The following is a 22,665-nucleotide window of genomic DNA, read 5'->3' as shown; positions in this document are numbered from 1 at the left end:
GCACCTACTTATTTTTAGGTAGAATATAAGCGTGCCAGGGACAGCATTCAACAAGAAAATAACCTATCGGGCTATCGCTTTATAATAAGCCTGCCAGCGGTACTTATCCAATCTCAGTTGCCGCAAGCACTGAGTGCTTTCAATATCAGCCTGCAGATCTTCGTCGCTGTCCTTCGCGGCGTCACTTGCTTTGCACGGGGGGCTCATCAAATCCGGGGATGGAGTTGGCAGCATCGATGGCGCGCTGACGCAGCTGCACAGCATCATCATCAAACCTACATACAATACGATTCGGAGACTGAACATATTTCACCACGTCACGGGTTATTGTTTTGTAGATGACCTTACCCGCTTCGTTAGCAGTAGCGGCCTTTTCCTCTACAGGCTTAATGGTATTCTCGGCCTTCTCTCTCTTCTTTGAAGCCTGAGCATTGATGTGATCAGCGTGAGAACTCCAACCTGAGCGCCACGAAATCACGTTGGAGGCCAGCAGGATTGTTATAGCGATGATAACGGCGGTTAAGCGACTCATCTTTGCTCCCATAAACACACTTCGCGCTCAATCTCCCTACGGGTAACAAGTCCCTTCCACTGCTTACCTTTGGCATAAGTCCAGCGACGTAGCTGATCACATGCCCCTTTCTGGTCACCCTGGTTGATTCTGCGCAGTAGCGTTGAGGTCCGAAAGTTACCAGCGCCGACGTTATAGGCGAACGAGTACAGAGCCCCACGCATCGTTTCGGGGATAGGCTTCTGGATGTATGGGTCAATCTGGCGGGCAACGGTGTTCAGGTCTTTACTAAGCAGCGCGCGGCATTCAGCCTCGGTGTACCTCTTACTGAGCATGATGTCTTTGCCAGTGTGGCCGTAGCAAACCGTCCAGACACCAACCACATCCTGATAGGGATCGTATCGCACACCCTCAAGGCCATCGTTACCGGTCGGGCCAGTGATGAGCGCTGAAGCAATGGCTATGGCTCCCCCACCGACGGCAGCTATAACGCTATTCCTCAGCCTTGTTGACATAGCCATTGAGTCGGTCCTCTCGTTCTTTTCTTCGGTAATACCAGTTCACGCCGCAGGTAATAACGGTGCATGTGATACCGACAATGATTGCCCAGTCACTCAGGGTCAGCCCTGCAATTTTGTCGGCCAAAATCCATACCTCTGTTTTAGCTGTGTCAGCGTATGCCTTTGCGGAGACACCGCAGCCCGTCAGTGCGGTACCGGTGCCGTAGGAAAGTCTGCTGTATATGGTGCTCATTCTTGTCATAACCTCACCTCCGCTGATTACGGATGGCGCTGTGTGCATGAAGGGGTCAGGCCCATCGGGCTGATTTGACAACGAGCCGTATCGATGATGATTCCCGTGAGCCTGAAAAAAGAAAGGCCACGCAAAGCGCAGCCTTCAAACGATGTTTTCCTTTGGTTACTGAATCGCCTGATTGATGGCGTAAAAAAGCCCGCCGTGAGGCGGGCACAAAGTAGGCATTCTAGGTAGTAACGAAACGAAGGCATCCCTAATAGTCCGAGCTACCGATTTACCAGGAAGCATTCACTTTTGCCGTTACGTTCTATAAACATAGAAGGGCAACCGCAAAAGTAAACCCACTATGAAATATTCAATATGCTTAGTGACAGTGTGGTGCCGGGTGCCTCCCGGTGAGCATGCCCCAGTCGGCATGGCCCGCGCTGCATTTACAGGTTTCTGTAACTGACTGGTCGCCCCTCCGCACAGGGGGATTCACCACCTGAATAATTTATGATGCAAACATTCAAAGTGTCAATATCTGACCATTCCGCCAGCGCCTCTGCCATAATATAAGCCAGCAACAGCCCCACTTAAATTGTATGCATTCTAATACTTGAAGCTATTGCAAAGCCCTGACTCAATGTAGCACTCACTGATATCAGGTAAATACAAGGTAAGTAAAATGCTATCTACTGATAACCAAAGAATTTCAGAGATTTTTGAACGTTTGGCAGAAATAGCAGCTAAAACTGCTGAATTAACAAGCAACCCTAATCTATCCCCTGCTCAAAAGCAGGCAGCATGTGACAGTTACTTTAGCGAACATGATCAGTTAACAACCGAAGCCCTAGAGATCTTCAAAAAAATCACTAAAAATCCTCAGTGAATGCTGAAGCATGTGAGATTGCGTATGCAATACGACGATATGACAGGGGTATTGATGCAGCACATCTCGCGAATACCCCTGTCGTATCGCCGGAAAGCAAAAACCCCGCACGGGCGGGGTTTTCGTTATATTCAGATTGTCGCTTTTTGTCGCTGCCGAGTTGCGCAGCTCTGCCAAGCATGAAGGAATTATCTAACTTTCTGGCCCATTTTCAATACCAAAAAGGCAACATAGCACTTTTTGCTAATCCGCATGAATCGCCTTATGAACAGAAAGGAAAGCTTTTGCTCTGAATATTTCAAGGCACCAGCGCACTCTTTTCCGGGCCTCACTGTCTGTTAACCATGGAGCCACCAGCTGTATTTCCCGTGTTATGTCTGAGATTTTTTTGCGGGTGGTGTAATAGTTAACGCCAACGAGATAAACAGGATCACCCGTTTCAAATATCGCCAGTACACATCGTTCAACAAATTCAACATCATCCTCAGTGATCGCAGCGTCAATGACGACCGTTGCAGGCTTCGGCCACAAAATGGCATGCGCCCTGCTTAATGCCTGCCGCCCGCGATACCCTTCACTTCTTGCCTGCTCAATTGCTGCCGTAAAGCGTTCTAATGCTTTATCTGACCAGTGATTACCCTTCATGCCTCGCCAGCATGAATGTCCTGATGGTTTACGTGGGGCAGCACCTCCTCTCATCCCTTCCCCCCAAACAGTAAGCAGAGATTTTATCCAGGCGGACTGAATGCCATTAAGGGGAGTGAATCGGCCCAGCCAGCTTTTGCGCGGGGCGGCGGCCACTGTTTCTAATCCTGCACGGTGCAGACGGCGTTGACGTGGTGTCATTCTGTTCTTCTCCTTACTACGCCAGAACGCCGAGCGCGTATGCCCGGTCCAGCAATTTAATAATCAATACCGGTTGGGTGCCGTATTCACGCTCAAAAGCGGCAGGGTCATGGTGCAAAGCACGGTGGTGCTTGCGGCATAATGGGATCGTAAAAACATCGTGGGCCTTGGTGCCTACGCCGCCCTGCCCCCAGCCAATAAGATGGTGTGCATCATCTGCAGGCTGCCCGCAGCACATACACGGCTGTTTTTTAACCCATGAGATAAAGTCAGCTGATAACCATCGGCTCCGCTTAGGTCTCGCGAATAGTGTCGCCGGTGCAACAGGATCGACGTATACAGGAACCAGAGGTTTGCCCGGCGTTGTTATTGCCGTCGGCTTGATTGCTTTTTCGAGACGGGGAGAAAGAATGCTGGTGGCCGATACCGACGGAACAATTTCACTCTCCCTGTAAACCGATTTAATGCCATCGTCTTTAATACGCAGGGATCGGCGCGCCATTTCTTCTGTAATTTCATCGCCAATCCCGGCGCCAACCGCCCACCAGCATAGCTCCGCCAGTGACAATGAGCGCTGAGCGTCCAGACCAAGCGCGATGCGGGCAGTGTCGATTACCCAGTCAGCGTTGTTAACACCTACCAGCTGATCGAGGGTTTGTTCCGTTTGGTTTTTCAGCTCATTATCACAGTGCCAGCATGCGATTATTACACCCGTCGAATGGAGAAACGGGACGAGCTCATGGTGATGGTAATCGGAATGTGTCCACTGACAGTTTTTAACCTGCCGGCGCAACCATGACTCTAAAGCGCTAACACCACCAGCCGCAGTGATAACAGCTTTCTTCATGAAAAATGGTCTGATCCCCATATCATCCCGCAACGGCTGCCGGGCATCAGGAAGACGTCCACTGGGTATCTTTTTCATGCTTGCCGGAGGTATTTCAACAAGAACCCGGCCGGCACCGAATAACGGCATTAATTCACTACCCGGCTTAAGCAGCACAATTCCAAGATGGCGTGCAATATCCACGTTAAGCAAAGCTCGCATCAGTCCCTCCACATCTTCTGTATGTAGGTCCTGTCAATCCGTGGCGGCTTCTTCGATTCCGGCAACAACACGCGGATCTCCCACGATGCAAAGTCTCTGGATAAGCTCTTCTCAACCACACAGTTATTTTTACGGTATCGCTCCACCAGCTCTGTAGCCTCAGCCTCTGAAAGCTGCTCGTGTAAAAACCAACTTTTCTTCATGGCTGATCACCGAACAGTCGCAAAAACTCAATCGCTCTTTCCCGCGCTCCGGGTTCTTCAGCGATCATTTCCTGCAGCAGCTGCACGGCGAGCATAGGCTCCTTTCGCCCGACGATGGAAATTCCTCTGGAAACACGGCGAGAGAGTTTTATAAAATTTTTTCTCTCTAACGCACGCAGATGCAACAGGACAGCATTAGACGAGCTAACGCCGAGCATATCGGCCAGCTCAGATAGCGTAGGTGGGTAGCCATGCTGATTGATGTAGGCCACCAGCAGATCGAAAACTTCCTGCTGTCGAAAAGTTAGTTTTGAAGACGAAAGCAAACCGGCGCTCGATGAAGGAGCACCAGTCTGATGGGATTTTGATACTTCGGGGGTTTGCGTCATGGTTTCTCTCCGCGACGCAGCAGGTATAGGTTGTTCAGGCCTATGACGGGATTGTAACAGAACCAGGGGGAACCTGGTAACCAACTCCAGACTTAGCCTTTTCAATCATCTGTGAAAAAAGAGAGAGAGTCCCCACGATCTCATCCGGCTGCAAAGGCATAAACGAAACAGTGTCGCCGCGCCGGTACATCAGAGCGCGCTCACACACAGGAAAGGATGTCAGACGAGCAACGATCACCCCATCGTCGCATCTGATAATTGCATAGCCGGTGTTCGGCATTTCTTGTTTTTTACTCACAGCAAAATCCTCAAAATAAACCAGGCAAGCCACTGGACCTCAATTTAACAGAACCAGTCATCAGCGCTTTCCCAGGTGTCCTGCAGGATTTCCTCTACACGTTTTTTATCTCCGTCCATTCCACCAAGCACGGTCAACCCATCAGAGCTGGCCCGACGAATCACAAGACTGCAGTTATTAAAGTTTTGATCCAATCGCCGCAGTAGCTCCTTCTCAAGAGCAGGCACAGCGCCATCCGGCAATTTTTTTTGGCGATCAATTGTGATTTCCACTTTCATAACTAGCTCCTAATGCAAATACTGTATAAATAAACAGTATACTCGTTAGGTGAAATGTTCAAGCGTTTAATGCCACTTTTCGCTAACCCATGCTCATGTTTAGATTGATCTTTTCTGCACAAAGGACGAAATCCGCTATCACAGGGATACAGTCATTTTTGTGATGATCAACACCGTTGATAAGAAACGTTGCTACCTCTGGCGCTCCAGATTCCGCTCTTGGCACAGAGCGGACAAACTAACTGATTTGGAGGTCCGCTATGAGCGAAAAGCGGAAGTTTGCCCCTTTTGTCGTCGTTGATGAGGTTTTAACGATCCAATATATCGGCCAAATGGCAGCTAGTCAGGATGCAAAACGAGTAGGTATTGAATGCCTTCTGGTTAGGCCTGACAAAATCCCTAGGGGAAAGTATCAACCTTTGGTCTTTCTGATTACTTAATGAAAGAGGGCTTTAGGCATCTTTTTTATGATAATTTCCGGCAAACTCCTTTTTTTGTTTATATAAAAACTATAAAATTGGATTCAACTCATCCAATGGGAGTATTTAATATGGCAATAAATCAAAAGGACATCAAATTGTTGTGGGGGCGTTCCGGAAATCGATGTGCAATATGTAAGACAGAGTTGACGCAGGATAAGAACTCCGTTAATTCTGCATTTACATTGGGGGAACAGGCTCATATTATTGGAGAGAAGGAAGATGCGGCTCGAGGAAAATCGCATTTAACTCTGGATGAAAGAAATAGTTATCACAACCTTATTCTCCTTTGTCCGAATCATCATACGGAAATTGATAGAAATGTAGAAGATTGGCCAGTCGAAAAACTCTATAACGTTAAGTCGGTACATGAGTTATGGGTTTCAGAGACTCTTAGTAGAGTTGAAGATAAATTTTTTCTAGCTAAGCAAGTTTCAGTAACTTCAATAATTGACTCCGCAGTAAAATATTGTCGTTTAGAAAATTGGCAAAATTGGACTAGCTTTGCATTATCACCAGATCCTACATGGCCTAAAAATTTACCCGATGATATATTTGAATTTCGGCAAAAAGTCATTTCTGCTATATGGCCTGAGGAGTTTGATGAACTGCGGAGAGCCACAGAAACATTTTCCATAACCCTTAACATAGCCGCTCAAATTTTCATGAGGCACTCTAATCTTTATGAGGATACTTATTATCCAAATAAATTTATAAAACTGGTGGCTGGAATATTAATTATGAAGAAGATGTTGAAATATATAAGCAATGGATTCAAGAATGTCATGATTGGTTAGTGGAAGCTACAAAATCAGCTAATTGGTTTGCTGATGTTGTTCGTAGAGATATTAATCCCATGTTCTTTGCAGAGAAAGGTCGATTCTTAACTATGGAAGGTGATATTCTAGGTTTTCAGGCTAAATTACATGTTTATACCAAAGAACAAAGAGATTCACTGCCTGACTCACTTGATCTCTAATTTAATTATGAATGTAATTTATTATCGGTTTCATACGCAGTGATGATGCCTGCTACTGGCTCAGAGCGGAAAGGCTGGGATATGTCAGGTCTGCTTTGAGCGAAATATAGTCATTCGCACCCTGAGAATTACATTTTTAAGTGATTCAGGGTATGCGCTTACTGGTTACGAATATTGAGCGAGAATCACGTGATGATCGCCGCTTTTCTTTCGAGCCAGTAGGTGCTCCACGTTCGCTAACGAATACTCAGGGCATGCAGATAACTGCTGGCTATATTTCTTTCGAAGAGCGTGGAATGCATACCAATCCCCGATGAAAGGAGTTGGTGATGACTGCGACTAATCAATTTGCTGCACACGTTGGTCTGGACTGGGCAGATAAAAAACACGATGTCTGTGTTCAGTTTAAGAACGGCGAACGTGTATTCCATGTGATTGAACATACAGCAGAAGCGCTTGACGTCTGGCTTACCGAGTTACATCAGAAGGTAAAAGGCAGGATCGCTATAGCTCTCGAACTGAAGAAGGGCCCCGTGGTGTATGCTCTTCAAAAATATCCGTTTATCACCGTTTTCCCTGTCCACGCTTTGTCCCTGGCTCGTTACCGGCAGGCCTTCTCACCCAGCGGCGCAAAAGATGACCCACAGGATGCTGAGCTGGCATTAGAGTTAATGCTGCGCTATCCCCAAAAGATAAAGGCCATTGAACCCGATAATGCGGATATTCGCTTACTTCAGCAACTGGTTGAGCAGCGTCGTCAGCTGGTTGAAGATAAACGCCGTTTTGTGAACCGGCTAATCAACTCACTCAAACAGTATTATCCTCAGCCCCTGGAGTGGTTCTCACATCGGGGTAGCTTGCTATTGTGTGAACTGATTATACGATGGCCCAGTCTGCAACAACTAAAACGAGCCAGGCGAGACACGATCCGCAACTTTCTCAATGCCAAAGGTGGCCGCGCAATGGCCCTTACCGAGCAGCGTGTTGTGAGTATTGATAACGCCATCCCGTTGACAACAGACCCGAGTGTTATAGAGGCTAATGCTTTGATGGCAACAGCACTGGCGACGCAAATTAAAGTCGTGAGTGAAATCATCAAAACCTATGACGAACGAATCGAAACGCTGTTTGACACATTGCCAGATGCGGGGCTGTTCAAATCACTTCCTGGAATGGGCCCATGTATGGGCCCACGGATGCTTGCCGCACTAGGTGATAACCGCGACCGCTTCAACAGCGCCGAAGAAATTCAAAACTACGCTGGCATCGCGCCAGTAACCGAGCGAAGTGGCCAGAAATCCTGGGTACACTGGCGTTGGCAGTGCGCGAAGTTCGTCCGACAGACATTCGTGGAATGGACTGCGAAGACGGTTAACTCATCGTACTGGGCCAGACTTTATTACCTAGGTCAGCGAGAAAAAGGGAAATCGCATCAATCGGCTATACGGGCTCTGGCGTTTAAATGGATAAGGATCATTTACCGCTGTTGGAAGACCAGAACCCAGTACGACGAAGCGAAATACTTGCTGGCACTGGAAGCGCGACGCTCGCCCTTACTGAAGCCATAAAAAGCTTGTCGAATGTCTCAGGGCGTGAAGCGGACGTTGAGGCACCTGATAGATCGTCTCAATTTTCAACTTTTCAGACCCGTAGTGTCTGGAGGAGCAAATCGTACAAACTATCCACTGTAGGAGAACCCTGAGAAGCACGGCTTCTGAACAATGAGACTTCCATCGGTTCAAGGTGACCTGTCCCCAGTGTTAGATACAGCCGTCAGTTAGTAATGTCGTTTTCTTTAACTCCACATTTTCAATTTTGCCACTATGCTGCAAACTCCGATTATCTTACGCTGATCGTGCCGAGTCGTGGGATTCAATGCGGCATTTAATGTGTTAGGCTCTATGAATGGTTCTTGTTCCTCTTTACTTCTTACAATAGACTGTGAGGTAGTCCCGCATGATGTCCAGCTCTGGAGCCTACGGGCCACCAAAGAGTAGGGACACAACTGAGAAGAGAACTGTTATCTGATATAGGTTGTTTAGTTCAAAAGATGAATGCATGATATAACCTATCTATATCGCCTTTGAAAGTGAGAAAAAAGTGGATAGATTGTACGAACTGGGAAAAAGATTTGATAGATTATTATACATGAGTATTGTTGTTGTTATTTTTAGTTTCCTCACCTGCTCTTTATTAATCACATTAAGCAGCCAAAATCTATTTGCTTTAATAACCTCATACAAAGATATAAAACAGCAAATTGAAACAAAAAGAATTAAAATAGAATTTATCGAAAAACAAATTGCAGCTATTAATGAAAACGTGTCGGATATTCTAGATTTTCGAAAAAGAATTAATAAATCAGAGGGGAATACAGCAAGCTATAAATCAAGAATCGAAAATGAATTTTTTTCCATTAGAAAAAAAACAATAAATGAGAGCTTGATTGAAATAGACCTTGATGAGGTGAACTCAATTAACGAGTTAAATTACTTCATGTACAATCTGTTGAAAAAAGAGATTGAAAAATCAAGTATGGGTTATATTGTAAGGGATAAAATAGAATCAGCTCTCCCTGAAAAAAATAAAATCGCAAACTATCATGATGCAATGAACTGGTTGGATGAAAAAATAAAGGACGAGAGTAATTCAAAAATAGAGATAGTCAATATAGAATCAACCTTAATTATCCCATTTAAAATAGGTGACATGGCATCTAGTGTATCATTGATAAGCATTGCAAAAATAGCTAGTTATGTTATGCCTGTATTCATGGTTTTTTGGTTTGGTTCACTGTTCGTCACGCGGAGAATAGAGATGATGAATCTTATTAAAATAAAGGATGTATCATTGATATACCCACATATTTTTAATATTTTCTCAGTAGACACAACAAAATCTCAAGATTTTAATCTTTATCTCTTAGGCGATGAAAAGATAAGAAAGCAAGTAAACTCCTCTATATTCTTAATAAAAATAATAAAAGGCTTTTTATTTATATCATTAGCACTCGCAATGTGTGGGCCATTGTATTATGGCGAAATTGTTTACCTGATGAACTACAATACAACCTCCCTGTCGCTATTTATTGTTTTACTTTTTTGTATGACAATAAATATAATTCAAGTAGTTGGGTATGTTTACTTGGAGTCAATTTCATCTAATGTTATTTACAGAATAAAAAATGGTGAAGTTGATGGGTATGAACTTAATTTTTAATGTAAAAATAGCTTCTTTTGCTAATATTTATTTCCACTCATGGCTCTCCTAAAGAGAGCCTCCCCCTCCTTAACTTTTACTTCCTGTAATTGATTGAATTTCTAACTCATGGGTTTTCTCTACAAAGTTACGCTCAACTAAGGAGGGAAGAGATTCCTCCCTGTGTCAATAGCATCCATGCCGAAGAAATTCTGTGCCTGTATGTCGATGAGCCCTGCCATGGTAAAGGATTTGCACAGGCACTGATGCAAAGTGCTTTGCTGAATTTGAGGGATCCTGTTTGGTTAGGTGTCTGGGAACATACCAAGGGCAATCGCTTTTTACCGTAAGCTTGAGTTTGCCGAGGTGGGTGAGCATATTTTCAGGTTGAGTCAGACACGCAGAGAGATATCATTATGAAACGCTCAAATTACGCTAGCTGAACATACATTTTGACGTCCGCTTTTGGCACTCAGCGGACATCTCAGCTTTGCCTCATCCCGGAATATTTGAACTTAGCTTTGACATCCCGTACCAGATGCTGTTGATTCCATTTTAGGCATAATCAGCACCTCGTCGCATTGCGCAGGCAGCGGTTACGCATTTTGGCAATCAACCAGAGTTCGTTTGCTGTTGTAGTCATCCCAAGCATCGATGTGTAAACAGTCGCAGCCCGGCGCCACAGCTTTTTGTCTTCCAGCGTCTTCGCTAGGGCCAGTGCGTCCTTGATTTTTTTCACATCCTCTTCAGATAATTGTGTTACAGCCTGCGGCAGGGCAACATCGGGAACCTCAACGCCTGCAACAACTCGGTAGACATACTGGCAACCGTTATGGGTACGATGGAGTTTTCCCGCGGCATGGAGCTGCCGCAGCAAGTTACCTGCCGTACTGGCTTGCAAGTCCAGCGCATCGCAGACATCCTGCAGGACGCATTCTGGCGTCCGGCTAACGATGGCAAGCACCATCTGCGCTTTGGTTACTTTGGTTTTTGATTGTTTGGTCATGGTCAAAACTCGTTTACTTGGTTAAACCTGCCGCCTTGCGGCGTTTGTACTCTTCCATCAGAATCTGCGCTGGCGTCGGTCCTGCTGGATGTCTCGGTGCTGCCAACTGCTGACGAATTGGCGGAATCGAAAACCCGTTAGCCAGGTGTTTGGTCCATTTCGTGAGTAAGTTTTCTGCCAGTTTTTTCAGCTCTCCCTCCGTCAGGTTCCTCTCAACTCCGGTTCTGCGCATCTCAATGCAAATGTGATAGAGAACATCCTGTTTCCATGGGTATTTGTCGCTGCCCGAGTATCGGTAAGACTCATTCCTCCAGCGCTTGTATTCAGCCATCACAGCTTCGGATGTCAGGTTGAATGGGTTGGCTCCACTCGCCGAAACCAGCGCAACGAATTCAGCCAGATCCGGTGGCCATGTGTTACCCGTGGCGCAGCGCTCCATGCACTGGCGGCAGACCAGGGTAATCTGGGCATCACTCATCGTTCCAATCTGGGCAATCCACATATCCGAGGGTGCCGCCCCGTTCTTCTGGGTCCACCGGTTCGAGAATATCTCCCCCATGACCGTCCATAGCCGCCATGCCGTATCCGCCGCCAGCAAGTCCGCGTTGCTTCTCCCAGAGCTCTCTGGCTTCCTGAATTTGCTGGACTGCCCGGGATGCGGTGTTAACTGATTGAATTCTTGCATTGCCGTTACCTCCGGTTGCTGGTTGTGGTTTGGATTTGGCTCTGGCACTTATCACGCTGCGGGCAAATTTCTGCTCCCATTGAATCTGAGTGAACACTTTCCCCTCGGATTTCCAGTACGCGATGAACTCTGCCAGCTCTGTCGGCAGGTATGCCGGTTCGGGAAGCGCTATACCCCAGGTAGCAGCCAGCCGCGGCCAGTCCTGTGACGGCAGCCAAAGGTCGTGCATGGTGAATTTCCCGATCGGAATATCCACTCCAGGCAGATACTGAGGTTGCTGGGTAAAATTTCTCTCCTGCGCATAGAGAGTGGGGTTTGATCCTTTTCCCTTCCCTTCCCTTCCTTTTCCGTCAGTGAGTCCTCCATGAGGATTCACTGAGTCCTCACTGAGCACTCCTTGATTAGGAGCTCTCTTTTCTTCCTTTCCTGCCTTAGACTCAGTGAATTCTGGCGGAAGAGGTATTTTTGAGGCCGAAGGCCTGTTTATTTTTTGATGCTTAAGGAAACCTTTAATCTGCAAATAGCAGACATCATTCACTGAATACTCAGTGAGTAATCCATGAGTAATCAGTTCCTGTATTAGTGGTTCGCAATCGAGCGCGTCCGCAGGGAAGATTTGCATCTTCAACCGTTTTGGCGAACGCTCAAGGCATCCCATATCGTTGGCGAAGTTGAACAACCCGATAAACAGGAGACGCGCTGGAATTGAACATTCCACCACCTTCTCATCTGTCCAGAATTCAGGTTTAACTGTTCTGATGCGGGCCATCTGAAACCTCTTATTAACCAGCTGGTGCTGGTGGTCATTGTCAAAACTCGATTAGAAAAACTGCGGCGCTACGGCGCTGATGCTCGCCAGTAGTGGTCCCGCCGCATCTGCAGGGAGCATGTTAAAAAGTGCAATTGCAGCTTCCCGTATTTCACGCTCTAGTTTCTGCAGAGGTGCGCCAAGTAACTTGGCCTGGTGCGCTTCGCTGCATTCTTTGATTGCATTGGCCACCAGCTCAGTTTCAGTTAAGCCATGTTTTAGGCCATGTTTGCGCGCGATCTCTATCGGCATTGCATCAGCGATCGCCGCCGAAAGCTGGATGACATAACTGGTGTACTTCTCTGAACCGCCCTCGTTTTTCAGGTAGCGATACAGATTTTGTTTATTGACGCTGATACCGCGCCCGTTTTGTTTCTCCCACTGTTCGGCCACCAGCTGCGCGACGTGGTCTTGCGCACGCCCAGGTAATGAGGACTCCCATTCCTGAACGGCGGCCAAAATGGCTCGGCATTTCTTGCCGTCACGCCGACGGGGCAAATACTGATTTTCCGTTTTCAGTTGCATACTCATCACCGGAGTATGATTTTCAAAAGAGGTGGTTTGCATGGTCACTCCTTAGGTATTCCATCTGTCGGATTCGGATATAGATCAGGACGTAATTCATGAGGCGTAACGCCCGTTGCATTAAAAACCTGTAAAACTCGCGATGAAGGCACAATACCTTTTGTTTTCCACTGACTTACTGCCATGCCGCTTACTCCAAGCGTTGATGCTAATTTATTGGCTGAGCCAGCTACTCGAATTGCGTTATCAAGGGCTGTCATATCTATCTCCTCGTTAAGTTAGGCGTAATAAAGCATAGGTTTATATTCAATGCAAATTTTTAATTTATTGTGACTATAAACTAAACCTTTACAATGGGCTTATGAAAAACACTGAAGAACTCAACAACCAACTGATTGCTCGTTTGGAAGAAATTACTCAAAGAGGGATCAGCAAGGCGGATATGGCTCGCATTGCTGGAGTTACACCTCAAGCGGTGAATGGGTGGTTTAAGAAAGGAGTAATCAGTAAAAAGTCCGCAATTGCCCTCGCGGAAGCTGCCAATGTCTCTGTAACTTGGTTGCTTGGAGAGAAAGTATCTGAAGATTCAGGCCTCAAGCCAAATGAGAGCAAAATGTTACGTCTGTTTAGGCAGTTACCTGAGGCTGAACAAGAGAGAATGATCGATACCTTTGAAGTCCGCCTAAAAGAAATCGATGATTATGTTGAGAAATATCTCCGTGGTCGATTTAAGGCTAGCGACACTAACTAACATCTCTGATCTCCCCCCATGAAACCGGCAAATGCCGGTTTTTTTTTGCCTGCCGCGCAGCCTCAATCACTCCAACAGCTCCCCTGTCTCGATTAAAGCAAAAGTTTGCATCTTCATAAATCTAATGTTGACATCAAACATAAACCAATGCTTTAATCATTCCATCGCAGCAAGTCATCGAGGCAGGAAGCCCACGTAGTAGCTGCCGGCGGCATACGAAACACCGGATGAGATGACGACCAGAAGAATTCGCAGCAGGTTTAAACGTTCCGCCGGCCGGCGTTACAGGCATGAGGTAGGACATCACTATGAGAATAGATATATCCAAGATAGGGAAAATTTACTTTTTACTCGTCTCCCCAATCAAACTTTCTGTCGCGCAGGATTTGGAGGCCCGATTCGGAGACCGCGTAATCATTGCAGCTTTTGGTACTGATATCACGTCCATGGGCCTGGCACCAGGTGATGAAATCGTAAGTGCTGGCTACCACCTTCACAGCCTGGATACCGCTGTTTTCGTAGCGCTCCACCATGCTATCGGTGCGGATACGCCAGTCGTGGTAGTCAAAGGGAAGGACGTAAGCATCTGAAAGGATTTTTTGGAATTCTTCATAGTGAGCGGGATTTTCGTACCAGAAGACAGGTATAGGGCTACGAGAGATTTTGCTCTCTTTTATTTGGCTGTGTGAGAGCGCCAAGAATACCACCGAGCCTGAAGTGGTGAAAAGACAGTAGGTGAGCCTCTCCCGAGAGGCGTTACCAAAGCCAGATTAAGCGCTGGTTTTGGTATCCAGGCAACACCAATCACCACACAGTGGTTGGGAACCATAAAACGTTCTGCTACCCGGCGAAAAGGGTCAAAGTTTCGCTTGCCAGAGTGCCAGGCAAAAAAAGCGCCCCGATGGACGCTTAGCTCTTTAACAATCTGGATATCTTTAACATCAGTAGCTGGCTGGAGGTGCAAAATCTGTATCAAACACATTCTTACAGGAGGGGCATCTACTTTGATTGAAACTCGCATACATACTCACCTGTTGACGTTGAGGTTGCAGTATAGATACTTTATTTGCAGCAAAACAATGTGGACAAAGATGCACGGTTATTTCCGTATCACCCACAATCTGGTCCTTGGAATACACCAGAGAACCAGAATCCAATTTATTCAGAAGATAACCTTCAGTCTGTCTTTTAAAATCTTCGAACTCTGCAATTTTTGCTTTGAGATGCATTACCTCTTCATCACGAAGGCGAATAGCATCGCCAAGAGAGAAGCATTCAGCCTGAAGAGTAATTAGTTTGTTCTGGAGATCGATGGTTGCAGCTTTAACTTCTGCATCAGTCTTTGCGTCATTAATAACTTTAACAAGACCCGCAGTCTCTTTGATAGCGGTCATAGCCGCAGATAATTCAGCTATCACTGTAAATACTCTTTTTTGTTGTTGGGGATATCCAGATTAAACGAATCCTTGTTGTTGGGGAATAGCCAGGATCCACCGAGCCTGAAGTGGTGAAAAGACAGGCATGACGACTAGTAGGTTTTGCAATGCGGTGAATGCGGCTATGCGCACGCGGCACAGTTAAAAAATAAACATGGCGGTTATTCACATGTTGTGGGGAAAAAGTTGTCGGCGGTAGTTGTTAACTGGCTGCCGTCACCGGGAGGCACCCGGCGCCGCATTGCAAAACCACATCCTAATACTGAGTAAACTGGAGATAACTATGAAGGATTTTGCCCGAGTACCTACCGGGAACCAGGCGACCCGCCTGAACTGGTTCGAGGTGAGGCTACGCCAGCTGTGTTACTTGCTGGCGCAGAAAGGAAACCCTGAGGCTGAGGTATGAATACCCTGTTTGCCCTTGTCATCAGCGTGTGTGCTCTCACTGGTGAATGCTCTGATGTTCTGATCGGTGTTTATCCATCAGAGGCCAGTTGCAACAGCAACGCCGATGAACAAAAAGTACAGGGCCAGTGCCTCCCCTACCGAAAGGCACAAAAAACGGCTGACGACCAACAGCCTGCTGTGGGTTTTTAATCGAATTTTGACCAATGGCTTACCAGCCTAATGCCCGGTGCACAGGGCATTGTGATGGTAATACCGCCATCGTAACCAAACAGGAGGCGAGGCCTGTTCTGGTTAAATTGGAAAAATTATCTTTGCCCGCCCAAGGCGGGCCTTTTTCCGGAGGCTTTATGTCAGCTAATGATCTGGCATTGAAATTCAGTAACACACCAGCTGAGCAACTCATTGGTATCCTGCCGGTCCTCGAGGTGAAAGAGGCACTGCGTGATGAAGTTGAAGAGGATGTTTTAGACGAAGTATGGACTGAACATAACTTCGAAATGGAAGCCATGGGCGAACAAGTCGATGAAACGGCCAGGCTTGCAAGGAAGTTTGAGCTGATTGCCGAATCCTTTGGAACAGCAATAAAACTGGCTCTTACGCAGCAGCATCAGGAAGCGCAAGCAACCTTGATAAAAGTGCTAGAGGAATACCCTGGTTACGGCAAAGAGCCTGCAGAAGCCTCATAAAGCACAAAACCCGCGCAAGGCGGGTTTAGTACCCGGTCAGCCGACCAAAGCTTTCCGGAATCGAGTTTTGACCAATGACCACCACCAGGGCGGCTGCCATCAGCTGCCGGGTATCTTACAATCCAAAGGAGCCCAAACGCAATGAACAACTACCCGTATCTCATTAAAGCTAAGGCAAAAGCAAACGAAGCGAAAAGTCTCTTCTGCTGGTTCTCTGCTAAATCCGATTCTCGCGCCGAGCGCAAAATTCGATAACTCTATTCTGCGTTCTTCTTACGATTGCATTGCTGAAGATTATCCGTGGGAATACTGGAACGATCGGGACGTACGAACAATGTTAGAGCTCGGCCAGGTCATTAGCTTCGACCCCAAAACAACGATCCCGTTTGAAGGGTCTCGTCACAATGCCCTCGCTGATGCTATTCATCAGGCCCGCTATGTATCAGCGATCTGGCAGCGAATAATTACCGGCAATCAGGTGCTGCAAAAATTGATGCAAGACTGATTTTTTATTTTCAGATACTGGCCCAGCAATGGGCCATAATGAGGTAAAACATATGCTCCAGATGTTAACCCTTGAAGAGTGGGCAAACGAGAAATACAGAAGCAATCCTCCAAGCGTTTCCACTCTCAGGAATTATGCTAAACAGAATATGTTTTCTCCCCCAGCCAAAAAAGAAGGTCGATTCTGGCGCGTCAGGGAGGATGCTGAGTTGGTCGGTACATTGACCACTCCTGTAGTAAAGAAAAGCGACCCTGTTCTTTTGCAGAGGATTTTGAACGATGGCTGCCAGACCACGTAAAAATAATATATCTATTCCAAATTTATACCCGCTCTTCAGTAGAAAGGTGAATAAAGTATACTGGCGTTATAAGCACCCGATAACTGGTAAGTTTCATAGTCTAGGAACAGATGAAGCAGAGGCCACGGCAATAGCTATTGAAGCAAATAAAAGACTGGCGGAACAACAAACCCGCCAGATAATGGCAATCACTGACAGAATTTCCGCCAGCTCAGGAAAATCAATATCAACTAACACTTGGCTTGAACGTTACTGGAAGATTCAGCAGGAAAGATTAAAGTCCGGAGATATTAAAGAAAACACTATCAAACAAAAAGCAAAACCAGTATCTCTGCTTAAGGAGCGGGTAGGAATGAAATTAATATCCGCTGTCAATGTTCGAGATGTTGCGCAAATTCTTGATGAATATTTAGCGGAGGGACAACCCAGAATGGCTCAGGTCATTCGCTCTGTCCTAATAGATGTTTTTAAAGAAGCTCAGCATGCGGGAGAAGTACCTCCTGGTTATAACCCTGCACTAGCAACTAAACAACCTCGTAGAAAGATCACTCGCCAGCGCCTCACTCTTGAGGAATGGCAAAAGATTTTTGATATAGCCGATGAAAATCACAAATACATGGGGAACGCCATGCTTTTAGCCATAGTAACAGGACAGCGACTAGGTGATATATCCCGTATGAAATTCTCAGACATCTGGGACGATCATCTACACGTTGAGCAAGAGAAAACCGGAAGCAAAATCGCTATACCATTAGCTCTGCGTTGCAACGCAATCAACTGGAGCCTCCGAGATGTAATCAGTCGTTGCCGGGATTATGCAGTAAGCCCTTATTTGGTTCATTTCTTTAGAACCACCTCACAGGCTGAGCGAGGAGCACAGGTGAAACCCAGAACACTGACCATGAATTTCAGCAAGGCAAGAGACAGTGCAGATATTGACTGGGGACAAGGTACACCGGCAACTTTCCATGAACAAAGATCGCTTTCCGAGCGGTTATATAAAGCCCAGGGTATAAACACGAAAGATTTACTTGGACATAAAACTCAACAACAAACGGATAGGTACCATGATGATCGAGGGAAGGGGTGGACAACTGTGGCCTTATGAGGTTTTTCGGGAGGGGTTTTGATAACTTGTTTTGATAAAATTTTGATAACCGTTCGAAAACTAATAATAAAAACGGGAACCAACAGGTTCCCGTTCTGACATAATCTGGGGGCCAGATTACATGTTCGCGATAATCGCGTCACCAAACTCGCTACATTTCAGCAGTTTAGCGCCTTCCATCAGACGTTCGAAGTCATAGGTCACGGTCTTGGCAGCGATAGCGCCTTCCATGCCTTTGACGATCAGGTCTGCAGCTTCGAACCACTGCATGTGGCGCAGCATCATTTCTGCGGACAGGATGATGGAGCCCGGGTTCACTTTGTCCTGGCCGGCATACTTCGGCGCAGTACCGTGAGTCGCTTCGAACAGCGCGCACTCGTCACCGATGTTGGCGCCCGGGGCGATACCGATACCGCCAACCTGTGCCGCCAGCGCGTCAGAGATGTAGTCGCCGTTCAGGTTCATACAGGCGATAACGTCGTATTCCGCCGGACGCAGCAGGATCTGCTGCAGGAACGCATCGGCGATCACGTCTTTCACCACGATCTCTTTACCGGTGTTCGGGTTCTTGATTTTCACCCACGGGCCGCCGTCGATCAGCTCGCCGCCGAACTCTTCGCGAGCCAGCTGGTAGCCCCAGTCTTTGAACGCGCCTTCGGTGAACTTCATGATGTTGCCTTTGTGCACCAGGGTGAGGGAATCACGATCGTTGGTGATCGCGTATTCAATCGCGGCGCGAACCAGGCGTTTGGTGCCTTCTTCAGAGCACGGCTTGATGCCGATACCGCAATGTTCCGGGAAGCGAATTTTCTTCACGCCCATCTCATCGCGCAGGAATTTGATGACTTTGTCTGCTTCAGCAGAGTCGGCTTTCCACTCGATACCGGCATAGATATCTTCTGAGTTTTCACGGAAGATAACCATATCGGTCAGTTCAGGGTGCTTAACCGGGCTCGGGGTGCCCTGGTAGTAACGTACCGGACGCAGGCAGACGTAGAGGTCCAGCTCCTGGCGCAGCGCCACGTTCAGAGAACGGATGCCGCCGCCGACTGGGGTGGTCAGAGGACCTTTGATAGCAACGCGGTAGTCACGAATCAGATCGAGGGTTTCAGCTGGCAGCCAGACATCCTGGCCATAGACTTGGGTCGATTTTTCACCGGTGTAAACTTCCATCCAGGAAATTTTACGCTCGCCCTTATAGGCTTTCTCAACGGCGGCATCAACCACTTTCAGCATCGCTGGGGTAACGTCAACGCCGATACCGTCGCCTTCAATGAACGGGATAATCGGATTGTGAGGGACGTTCAGTTTGCCGTTTTGCAGGGTGATTTTTTGACCTTCCGCCGGAACTACTACTTTGCTTTCCATTAACCTCTCCTTCGAGCGCTTCTGGTTCTGCTCTTCCCTCTTCACGCGAGCCTGGTGTTGGCTGAGTCGGCCAGCTCCAGCGTACCGGGTTTTCCCGCTAAGCGGAGCTATCGCGTCCGTGTCGCCTTCCTGCCTGTAGTGCGAATCGGTTTGAGCAATTTTTTGTTAATAATTTGTAATGAGCATGTCAATACTACCTGAATGTTTGCGTCCATGAAAGGCATTCGTAATTAGGCTATAATGCGGCAATTGATAGAGCCTGAAAATACCATGCAGAAAACTTCATTTAGAAAACATCGCGTTGAGCGATTCAGCACACAACAAGTCACCAGACAACGTAAAGAACGCCAGCCAAAAACTGTGATCTTGTTCAATAAACCCTATGATGTGTTGCCGCAATTTACCGACGAAGCCGGGCGCAGCACGCTGAAAGATTTTATCCCCGTGGCGGGCGTCTACGCCGCCGGTCGTCTTGACCGCGACAGCGAAGGGCTGCTTGTGCTGACCAACGATGGCGCGCTGCAGGCGAAGCTAACCCAGCCGGGTAAACGCACCGGCAAGATTTACTACGTCCAGGTGGAAGGCGAACCCACCGCCGAGGCGCTGGCCGCGCTACGCGACGGCGTCACGCTCAACGATGGCCCCACCCTGCCTGCAGGCGTGGAAGTGGTGGAGGAGCCCGCGTGGCTGTGGCCGCGCAACCCGCCTATTCGCGAGCGCAAATCGATCCCCACCCGCTGGCTGAAAATCACCCTTTACGAGGGACGTAACCGCCAGGTGCGCCGGATGACCGCCCACGTCGGCTTCCCCACCCTGCGTCTGATCCGCTACGCCATGGGCGGCTATACGCTTGACGGGCTGGCCAACGGCGAATGGCGTAAAGCCGAATAACTAGAAAGGAAAAGCGATGTTTAAACCTCATGTCACCGTTGCCTGCGTGGTTCACGCCGAGGATAAATTCCTCATCGTCGAAGAGACCATTAACGGCAAAGCGCTGTGGAACCAGCCGGCGGGCCACCTGGAGGCCAACGAAACGCTGCTGCAGGCCGCCGAACGCGAACTGTGGGAAGAGACCGGCATTCGCGCCACGCCGCAGCACTTCATCCGCATGCACCAGTGGGTCGCTCCCGATAACACGCCGTTTCTGCGCTTCCTGTTCGCCATCGAACTTAGCGATCTGTGCGCCACCGAACCGCATGACAGCGATATCGATCGCTGCCTGTGGCTCAGTGCTGAGGAAATTCTTAACGCGCCGAATCTGCGCTCGCCGCTGGTTGCCGAAAGCATTCGCTGCTACCTGCAGGACCCGCGCCAGCCGCTGTCGCTGATTGGCGCATTTAACTGGCCGTTCACAGGGGGTGAATGAACGGTGAGCGCGTGCTAGAATACGCCGCCTCGAAGTTCAATGTAGCGAGTATTTCCATGTCAGAAAGCCAGAAAAAAGTGATCGTCGGCATGTCCGGCGGCGTCGACTCCTCGGTCTCCGCGTACCTGCTGCTGCAGCAAGGGTATAAGGTGGAAGGCCTGTTCATGAAGAACTGGGAGGAAGACGACGGCGAGGAATACTGCACCGCCGCCGCCGACCTTGCCGATGCGCAAGCGGTCTGCGATAAGCTGGGCATTGAACTGCACACCGTTAACTTTGCCGCCGAATATTGGGACAACGTCTTTGAGCTCTTCCTGGAAGAGTACAAAGCCGGCCGCACGCCGAACCCGGATATTCTGTGCAATAAAGAGATCAAGTTTAAAGCCTTCCTCGAGTTTGCCGCCGAAGACCTCGGCGCCGACTACATCGCCACCGGGCACTATGTGCGCCGCGCCGATGTCGACGGCAAAAGCCAGCTGCTGCGCGGCCTCGACGGTAACAAAGATCAGAGCTACTTCCTCTATACCCTTAGCCACGAGCAGATTGCCCAGAGCCTGTTCCCGGTGGGTGAGCTGGAAAAACCGCAGGTACGTAAGATCGCCGAAGAGCTGGATCTGATCACCGCGAAGAAAAAAGATTCCACCGGCATCTGCTTTATCGGCGAACGTAAATTCCGCGATTTCCTTGGCCGCTATCTGCCGGCGCAGCCGGGCAAAATTCTCACCGTCGACGGCGAGGAGATCGGTACCCATCAGGGGCTGATGTACCATACGCTGGGCCAGCGTAAAGGGCTGGGCATCGGCGGCACCAAAGAGGGTAGCGAAGATCCGTGGTACGTGGTCGATAAAGACGTTGAGAATAATATTCTTATCGTCGCCCAGGGCCATGACCACCCGCGCCTGATGTCCGTCGGCCTGATTGCCCAACAGCTGCACTGGGTTGACCGTGAACCGCTGCAGGGCACCCTGCGCTGCACGGTGAAAACCCGCTATCGCCAGACCGATATCCCCTGCACCGTCACCGCGCTGGATGAAGACCGTATCGAAGTTCGCTTCGATGAGCCGGTCGCGGCGGTCACCCCGGGCCAGTCCGCGGTGTTCTATCTGGGTGAAGTGTGCCTCGGCGGCGGAATTATTGAACAACGACTGCCTCTGCAGTCCTGAACGCGCGTTATTTCCGTCGGGACGAACCGCCCCGACGGCTGACAAGGAGTATGTGTGGCGAAGAATTACTATGACATCACGCTGGCGCTGGCTGGCGTTTGCCAGGCGGCACGACTGGTTCAGCAACTGGCGCATCAGGGACATTGCGACAGCGATGCCCTGCATGTGTCGCTGAACAGCATCATCGACCTCGATCCCGAGTCGACGCTGGCGGTGTTCGGTGGCAGTGAAGCCAATCTTCGCCTCGGCCTTGAAACGCTGCTCGGGGTGCTCAATACCAGTAGCCGTCAGGGCCTCAATGCAGAACTGACGCGCTATACCCTGAGCCTGATGGTGCTGGAGCGCAAGCTCGCCGCCAGTAAAGGGGCGATGGATACGCTCGGCAACCGCATCGCCGGCCTGCACCGTCAACTGGAACACTTTGACCTGCAGTCCGAAACGCTGCTCAGCGCCATGGCAGGCATCTATGTTGACGTGATAAGCCCGCTGGGGCCGCGTATTCAGGTGACCGGTTCGCCTGCCGTGCTGCAAAGCCCGCAGGTGCAGGCGAAAGTTCGTTCAGCGCTGCTGGCGGGTATTCGCGCCGCGGTGCTCTGGCATCAGGTGGGCGGCGGACGTCTGCAGCTTATGTTTTCCCGTAATCGTCTGGTTAACCAGGCAAAGCAAATTCTTGCTCATTTAACCCCGGAGTTGTGA

The 22,665-nt window shown here is 48.6% G+C and carries 32 protein-coding genes; 15 read left to right on the top strand and 17 right to left on the bottom strand.

The features are described from left to right. Positions 1-181: 181 nt before the first annotated feature. The 3 genes from N438_RS08405 to N438_RS08395 are packed head-to-tail and all read right to left on the bottom strand — an operon-like array spanning position 182 to position 1,273. Complete coding sequence (locus N438_RS08405) at positions 182-532, bottom strand: hypothetical protein (protein WP_023289180.1); 351 nt, start codon at positions 530-532, stop codon at positions 182-184. Then, positions 529-1,026, bottom strand: a complete 498-nt coding sequence (locus tag N438_RS08400; RefSeq protein ID WP_032429121.1) for a lysozyme — start codon at positions 1,024-1,026, stop codon at positions 529-531. The genes N438_RS08405 and N438_RS08400 overlap by 4 nt, the downstream gene beginning before the upstream one ends. Further along, entirely contained in the window at positions 1,004-1,273 is a 270-nt protein-coding gene (locus N438_RS08395) for a phage holin (protein ID WP_023289178.1), read from the bottom strand. The genes N438_RS08400 and N438_RS08395 overlap by 23 nt, the downstream gene beginning before the upstream one ends. A 661-nt stretch (positions 1,274-1,934) precedes the next feature. Here N438_RS08395 and N438_RS27490 point away from each other — a divergent pair. Continuing rightward, complete coding sequence (locus N438_RS27490; RefSeq protein WP_004147997.1) at positions 1,935-2,138, top strand: hypothetical protein; 204 nt, start codon at positions 1,935-1,937, stop codon at positions 2,136-2,138. A 243-nt stretch (positions 2,139-2,381) separates the two neighbouring features. Here the strand turns inward: N438_RS27490 and N438_RS08390 are convergent, their stop codons facing one another. Genes N438_RS08390 through N438_RS08365 form a run of 6 tightly spaced genes read right to left on the bottom strand, consistent with a single transcriptional unit; the run spans position 2,382 to position 5,200 of the window. Continuing rightward, the gene (locus N438_RS08390; RefSeq protein WP_116696220.1) at positions 2,382-2,984 is read right to left on the bottom strand and encodes a hypothetical protein; all 603 of its coding nucleotides are present in this window, start codon (positions 2,982-2,984) and stop codon (positions 2,382-2,384) included. A 16-nt stretch (positions 2,985-3,000) separates the two neighbouring features. Continuing rightward, positions 3,001-4,032, bottom strand: coding sequence for a DUF968 domain-containing protein (locus N438_RS08385; protein ID WP_116696219.1), 1,032 nt, complete (start codon positions 4,030-4,032; stop codon positions 3,001-3,003). After that, on the bottom strand, positions 4,032-4,235 hold the full coding sequence (locus N438_RS29075) for a hypothetical protein (RefSeq protein ID WP_017898980.1): 204 nt from the start codon (positions 4,233-4,235) through the stop codon (positions 4,032-4,034). Before N438_RS29075 ends, N438_RS08385 begins: the two co-directional genes overlap by 1 nt. Then, positions 4,232-4,624 carry a hypothetical protein gene (locus tag N438_RS08375; protein ID WP_016160645.1) on the bottom strand — a complete coding sequence of 131 codons (393 nt, stop codon included), beginning with the start codon at positions 4,622-4,624 and terminating at the stop codon, positions 4,232-4,234. The genes N438_RS29075 and N438_RS08375 overlap by 4 nt, the downstream gene beginning before the upstream one ends. A gap of 40 nt (positions 4,625-4,664) precedes the next feature. Then, positions 4,665-4,922, bottom strand: a complete 258-nt coding sequence (locus N438_RS08370) for a hypothetical protein (RefSeq protein WP_022065893.1) — start codon at positions 4,920-4,922, stop codon at positions 4,665-4,667. Positions 4,923-4,966: 44 nt separating this feature from the next. Beyond that, positions 4,967-5,200 carry a DinI family protein gene (locus N438_RS08365; protein WP_012542186.1) on the bottom strand — a complete coding sequence of 78 codons (234 nt, stop codon included), beginning with the start codon at positions 5,198-5,200 and terminating at the stop codon, positions 4,967-4,969. A gap of 439 nt (positions 5,201-5,639) precedes the next feature. On the opposite strand from N438_RS08365, the gene N438_RS08360 reads away from it, so the two are divergent. The 4 genes from N438_RS08360 to N438_RS08345 all read left to right on the top strand — a co-directional run bounded on the left by N438_RS08360 (position 5,640) and on the right by N438_RS08345 (position 9,877). Further along, entirely contained in the window at positions 5,640-6,476 is an 837-nt protein-coding gene (locus N438_RS08360; protein WP_207786595.1) for an HNH endonuclease signature motif containing protein, read from the top strand. After that, entirely contained in the window at positions 6,476-6,658 is a 183-nt protein-coding gene (locus N438_RS27485; protein WP_133246602.1) for a hypothetical protein, read from the top strand. Before N438_RS08360 ends, N438_RS27485 begins: the two co-directional genes overlap by 1 nt. Before the next feature lie 329 nt (positions 6,659-6,987). Beyond that, a complete protein-coding gene (locus tag N438_RS08355) occupies positions 6,988-8,226 on the top strand; it encodes an IS110 family transposase (protein ID WP_116696217.1) in 1,239 nt (412 codons plus the stop codon). A 532-nt stretch (positions 8,227-8,758) separates the two neighbouring features. Continuing rightward, the gene (locus N438_RS08345; protein WP_243414571.1) at positions 8,759-9,877 is read left to right on the top strand and encodes a hypothetical protein; all 1,119 of its coding nucleotides are present in this window, start codon (positions 8,759-8,761) and stop codon (positions 9,875-9,877) included. 544 nt (positions 9,878-10,421) lie between these two features. On the opposite strand, the gene N438_RS08335 is transcribed toward N438_RS08345, so the two are convergent. The 5 genes from N438_RS08335 to N438_RS08315 are packed head-to-tail and all read right to left on the bottom strand — an operon-like array spanning position 10,422 to position 13,140. Continuing rightward, entirely contained in the window at positions 10,422-10,862 is a 441-nt protein-coding gene (locus N438_RS08335) for a PerC family transcriptional regulator (protein WP_116696215.1), read from the bottom strand. Positions 10,863-10,875: 13 nt separating this feature from the next. Continuing rightward, positions 10,876-11,421, bottom strand: a complete 546-nt coding sequence (locus tag N438_RS08330) for a replication protein P (protein WP_243414569.1) — start codon at positions 11,419-11,421, stop codon at positions 10,876-10,878. Next, positions 11,333-12,316 carry a DnaT-like ssDNA-binding domain-containing protein gene (locus N438_RS28745; RefSeq protein ID WP_116696214.1) on the bottom strand — a complete coding sequence of 328 codons (984 nt, stop codon included), beginning with the start codon at positions 12,314-12,316 and terminating at the stop codon, positions 11,333-11,335. The genes N438_RS08330 and N438_RS28745 overlap by 89 nt, the downstream gene beginning before the upstream one ends. Before the next feature lie 51 nt (positions 12,317-12,367). Further along, a complete protein-coding gene (locus N438_RS08320; RefSeq protein WP_014907826.1) occupies positions 12,368-12,922 on the bottom strand; it encodes a toxin YdaT family protein in 555 nt (184 codons plus the stop codon). Positions 12,923-12,924: 2 nt separating this feature from the next. Then, positions 12,925-13,140, bottom strand: coding sequence for a Cro/CI family transcriptional regulator (locus N438_RS08315; RefSeq protein ID WP_012542199.1), 216 nt, complete (start codon positions 13,138-13,140; stop codon positions 12,925-12,927). Between the two features lie 101 nt (positions 13,141-13,241). Here N438_RS08315 and N438_RS08310 point away from each other — a divergent pair, with 101 nt between their 5' ends. Continuing rightward, the gene (locus N438_RS08310) at positions 13,242-13,631 is read left to right on the top strand and encodes a helix-turn-helix domain-containing protein (RefSeq protein ID WP_012542200.1); all 390 of its coding nucleotides are present in this window, start codon (positions 13,242-13,244) and stop codon (positions 13,629-13,631) included. Between the two features lie 347 nt (positions 13,632-13,978). Here the strand turns inward: N438_RS08310 and N438_RS08305 are convergent, their stop codons facing one another. Then, on the bottom strand, positions 13,979-14,329 hold the full coding sequence (locus N438_RS08305) for a hypothetical protein (protein ID WP_243414567.1): 351 nt from the start codon (positions 14,327-14,329) through the stop codon (positions 13,979-13,981). Positions 14,330-14,572: 243 nt separating this feature from the next. Then, positions 14,573-15,049: a hypothetical protein gene (locus tag N438_RS08300; RefSeq protein ID WP_243414565.1), complete on the bottom strand. Its 477-nt coding sequence runs from the start codon at positions 15,047-15,049 to the stop codon at positions 14,573-14,575. A 420-nt stretch (positions 15,050-15,469) separates the two neighbouring features. Between N438_RS08300 and N438_RS08295 the strand changes: the two genes are divergently transcribed. From N438_RS08295 to N438_RS08275, 5 genes are all read left to right on the top strand, one after another. Further along, a complete protein-coding gene (locus N438_RS08295) occupies positions 15,470-15,664 on the top strand; it encodes a DUF1482 family protein (RefSeq protein ID WP_072123311.1) in 195 nt (64 codons plus the stop codon). Between the two features lie 158 nt (positions 15,665-15,822). Beyond that, positions 15,823-16,161 carry a hypothetical protein gene (locus N438_RS08290; RefSeq protein WP_072123312.1) on the top strand — a complete coding sequence of 113 codons (339 nt, stop codon included), beginning with the start codon at positions 15,823-15,825 and terminating at the stop codon, positions 16,159-16,161. 157 nt (positions 16,162-16,318) lie between these two features. Then, positions 16,319-16,666 carry a 3'-5' exonuclease gene (locus N438_RS29070; RefSeq protein WP_308148991.1) on the top strand — a complete coding sequence of 116 codons (348 nt, stop codon included), beginning with the start codon at positions 16,319-16,321 and terminating at the stop codon, positions 16,664-16,666. Positions 16,667-16,718: 52 nt separating this feature from the next. Beyond that, on the top strand, positions 16,719-16,964 hold the full coding sequence (locus N438_RS08280) for an excisionase (RefSeq protein WP_012542206.1): 246 nt from the start codon (positions 16,719-16,721) through the stop codon (positions 16,962-16,964). Continuing rightward, complete coding sequence (locus tag N438_RS08275) at positions 16,945-18,072, top strand: site-specific integrase (RefSeq protein WP_043875519.1); 1,128 nt, start codon at positions 16,945-16,947, stop codon at positions 18,070-18,072. The genes N438_RS08280 and N438_RS08275 overlap by 20 nt, the downstream gene beginning before the upstream one ends. A gap of 117 nt (positions 18,073-18,189) precedes the next feature. Here N438_RS08275 and icd read toward each other — a convergent pair whose 3' ends face one another. Next, complete coding sequence (icd, locus tag N438_RS08270; protein WP_008806032.1) at positions 18,190-19,440, bottom strand: NADP-dependent isocitrate dehydrogenase; 1,251 nt, start codon at positions 19,438-19,440, stop codon at positions 18,190-18,192. A gap of 240 nt (positions 19,441-19,680) precedes the next feature. Here icd and rluE point away from each other — a divergent pair, with 240 nt between their 5' ends. The 4 genes from rluE to hflD are packed head-to-tail and all read left to right on the top strand — an operon-like array spanning position 19,681 to position 22,665. Then, positions 19,681-20,331 carry a 23S rRNA pseudouridine(2457) synthase RluE gene (gene rluE, locus N438_RS08265; protein ID WP_023339894.1) on the top strand — a complete coding sequence of 217 codons (651 nt, stop codon included), beginning with the start codon at positions 19,681-19,683 and terminating at the stop codon, positions 20,329-20,331. 16 nt (positions 20,332-20,347) lie between these two features. Then, entirely contained in the window at positions 20,348-20,806 is a 459-nt protein-coding gene (locus tag N438_RS08260; RefSeq protein ID WP_008806030.1) for an NUDIX hydrolase, read from the top strand. A gap of 56 nt (positions 20,807-20,862) precedes the next feature. Continuing rightward, positions 20,863-21,969 (top strand): tRNA 2-thiouridine(34) synthase MnmA, encoded by a 1,107-nt coding sequence (gene mnmA, locus N438_RS08255; protein ID WP_012542211.1) that lies wholly within the window; start codon positions 20,863-20,865, stop codon positions 21,967-21,969. Positions 21,970-22,023: 54 nt separating this feature from the next. After that, positions 22,024-22,665, top strand: a complete 642-nt coding sequence (hflD, locus tag N438_RS08250) for a high frequency lysogenization protein HflD (RefSeq protein WP_004140557.1) — start codon at positions 22,024-22,026, stop codon at positions 22,663-22,665.

Source organism: Klebsiella sp. GL120222-02, from assembly GCF_003097195.1.
Taxonomy (GTDB): Bacteria; Pseudomonadota; Gammaproteobacteria; order Enterobacterales; family Enterobacteriaceae; genus Klebsiella; species Klebsiella variicola.
The sequence above is the reverse complement of the archived record's forward strand: the minus strand, read 5'-3'. Positions and strand labels throughout refer to the sequence as shown.

Coding starts and splice junctions, on each gene's coding strand:
- N438_RS08405 (WP_023289180.1), bottom strand. CDS start 532: ATGAGTCGCTTAACCGCCGTTATCATCGCTATAACAATCCTGCTGGCC.
- N438_RS08400 (WP_032429121.1), bottom strand. CDS start 1,026: ATGTCAACAAGGCTGAGGAATAGCGTTATAGCTGCCGTCGGTGGGGGA.
- N438_RS08395 (WP_023289178.1), bottom strand. CDS start 1,273: ATGACAAGAATGAGCACCATATACAGCAGACTTTCCTACGGCACCGGT.
- N438_RS27490 (WP_004147997.1), top strand. CDS start 1,935: ATGCTATCTACTGATAACCAAAGAATTTCAGAGATTTTTGAACGTTTG.
- N438_RS08390 (WP_116696220.1), bottom strand. CDS start 2,984: ATGACACCACGTCAACGCCGTCTGCACCGTGCAGGATTAGAAACAGTG.
- N438_RS08385 (WP_116696219.1), bottom strand. CDS start 4,032: ATGCGAGCTTTGCTTAACGTGGATATTGCACGCCATCTTGGAATTGTG.
- N438_RS29075 (WP_017898980.1), bottom strand. CDS start 4,235: ATGAAGAAAAGTTGGTTTTTACACGAGCAGCTTTCAGAGGCTGAGGCT.
- N438_RS08375 (WP_016160645.1), bottom strand. CDS start 4,624: ATGACGCAAACCCCCGAAGTATCAAAATCCCATCAGACTGGTGCTCCT.
- N438_RS08365 (WP_012542186.1), bottom strand. CDS start 5,200: ATGAAAGTGGAAATCACAATTGATCGCCAAAAAAAATTGCCGGATGGC.
- N438_RS08360 (WP_207786595.1), top strand. CDS start 5,640: ATGAAAGAGGGCTTTAGGCATCTTTTTTATGATAATTTCCGGCAAACT.
- N438_RS08355 (WP_116696217.1), top strand. CDS start 6,988: ATGACTGCGACTAATCAATTTGCTGCACACGTTGGTCTGGACTGGGCA.
- N438_RS08335 (WP_116696215.1), bottom strand. CDS start 10,862: ATGACCAAACAATCAAAAACCAAAGTAACCAAAGCGCAGATGGTGCTT.
- N438_RS08330 (WP_243414569.1), bottom strand. CDS start 11,421: ATGGGGGAGATATTCTCGAACCGGTGGACCCAGAAGAACGGGGCGGCA.
- N438_RS28745 (WP_116696214.1), bottom strand. CDS start 12,316: ATGGCCCGCATCAGAACAGTTAAACCTGAATTCTGGACAGATGAGAAG.
- N438_RS08320 (WP_014907826.1), bottom strand. CDS start 12,922: ATGCAAACCACCTCTTTTGAAAATCATACTCCGGTGATGAGTATGCAA.
- N438_RS08315 (WP_012542199.1), bottom strand. CDS start 13,140: ATGACAGCCCTTGATAACGCAATTCGAGTAGCTGGCTCAGCCAATAAA.
- N438_RS08310 (WP_012542200.1), top strand. CDS start 13,242: ATGAAAAACACTGAAGAACTCAACAACCAACTGATTGCTCGTTTGGAA.
- N438_RS08295 (WP_072123311.1), top strand. CDS start 15,470: ATGAATACCCTGTTTGCCCTTGTCATCAGCGTGTGTGCTCTCACTGGT.
- N438_RS08290 (WP_072123312.1), top strand. CDS start 15,823: ATGTCAGCTAATGATCTGGCATTGAAATTCAGTAACACACCAGCTGAG.
- N438_RS08280 (WP_012542206.1), top strand. CDS start 16,719: ATGCTCCAGATGTTAACCCTTGAAGAGTGGGCAAACGAGAAATACAGA.
- N438_RS08275 (WP_043875519.1), top strand. CDS start 16,945: ATGGCTGCCAGACCACGTAAAAATAATATATCTATTCCAAATTTATAC.
- icd (WP_008806032.1), bottom strand. CDS start 19,440: ATGGAAAGCAAAGTAGTAGTTCCGGCGGAAGGTCAAAAAATCACCCTG.
- rluE (WP_023339894.1), top strand. CDS start 19,681: ATGCGGCAATTGATAGAGCCTGAAAATACCATGCAGAAAACTTCATTT.
- N438_RS08260 (WP_008806030.1), top strand. CDS start 20,348: ATGTTTAAACCTCATGTCACCGTTGCCTGCGTGGTTCACGCCGAGGAT.
- mnmA (WP_012542211.1), top strand. CDS start 20,863: ATGTCAGAAAGCCAGAAAAAAGTGATCGTCGGCATGTCCGGCGGCGTC.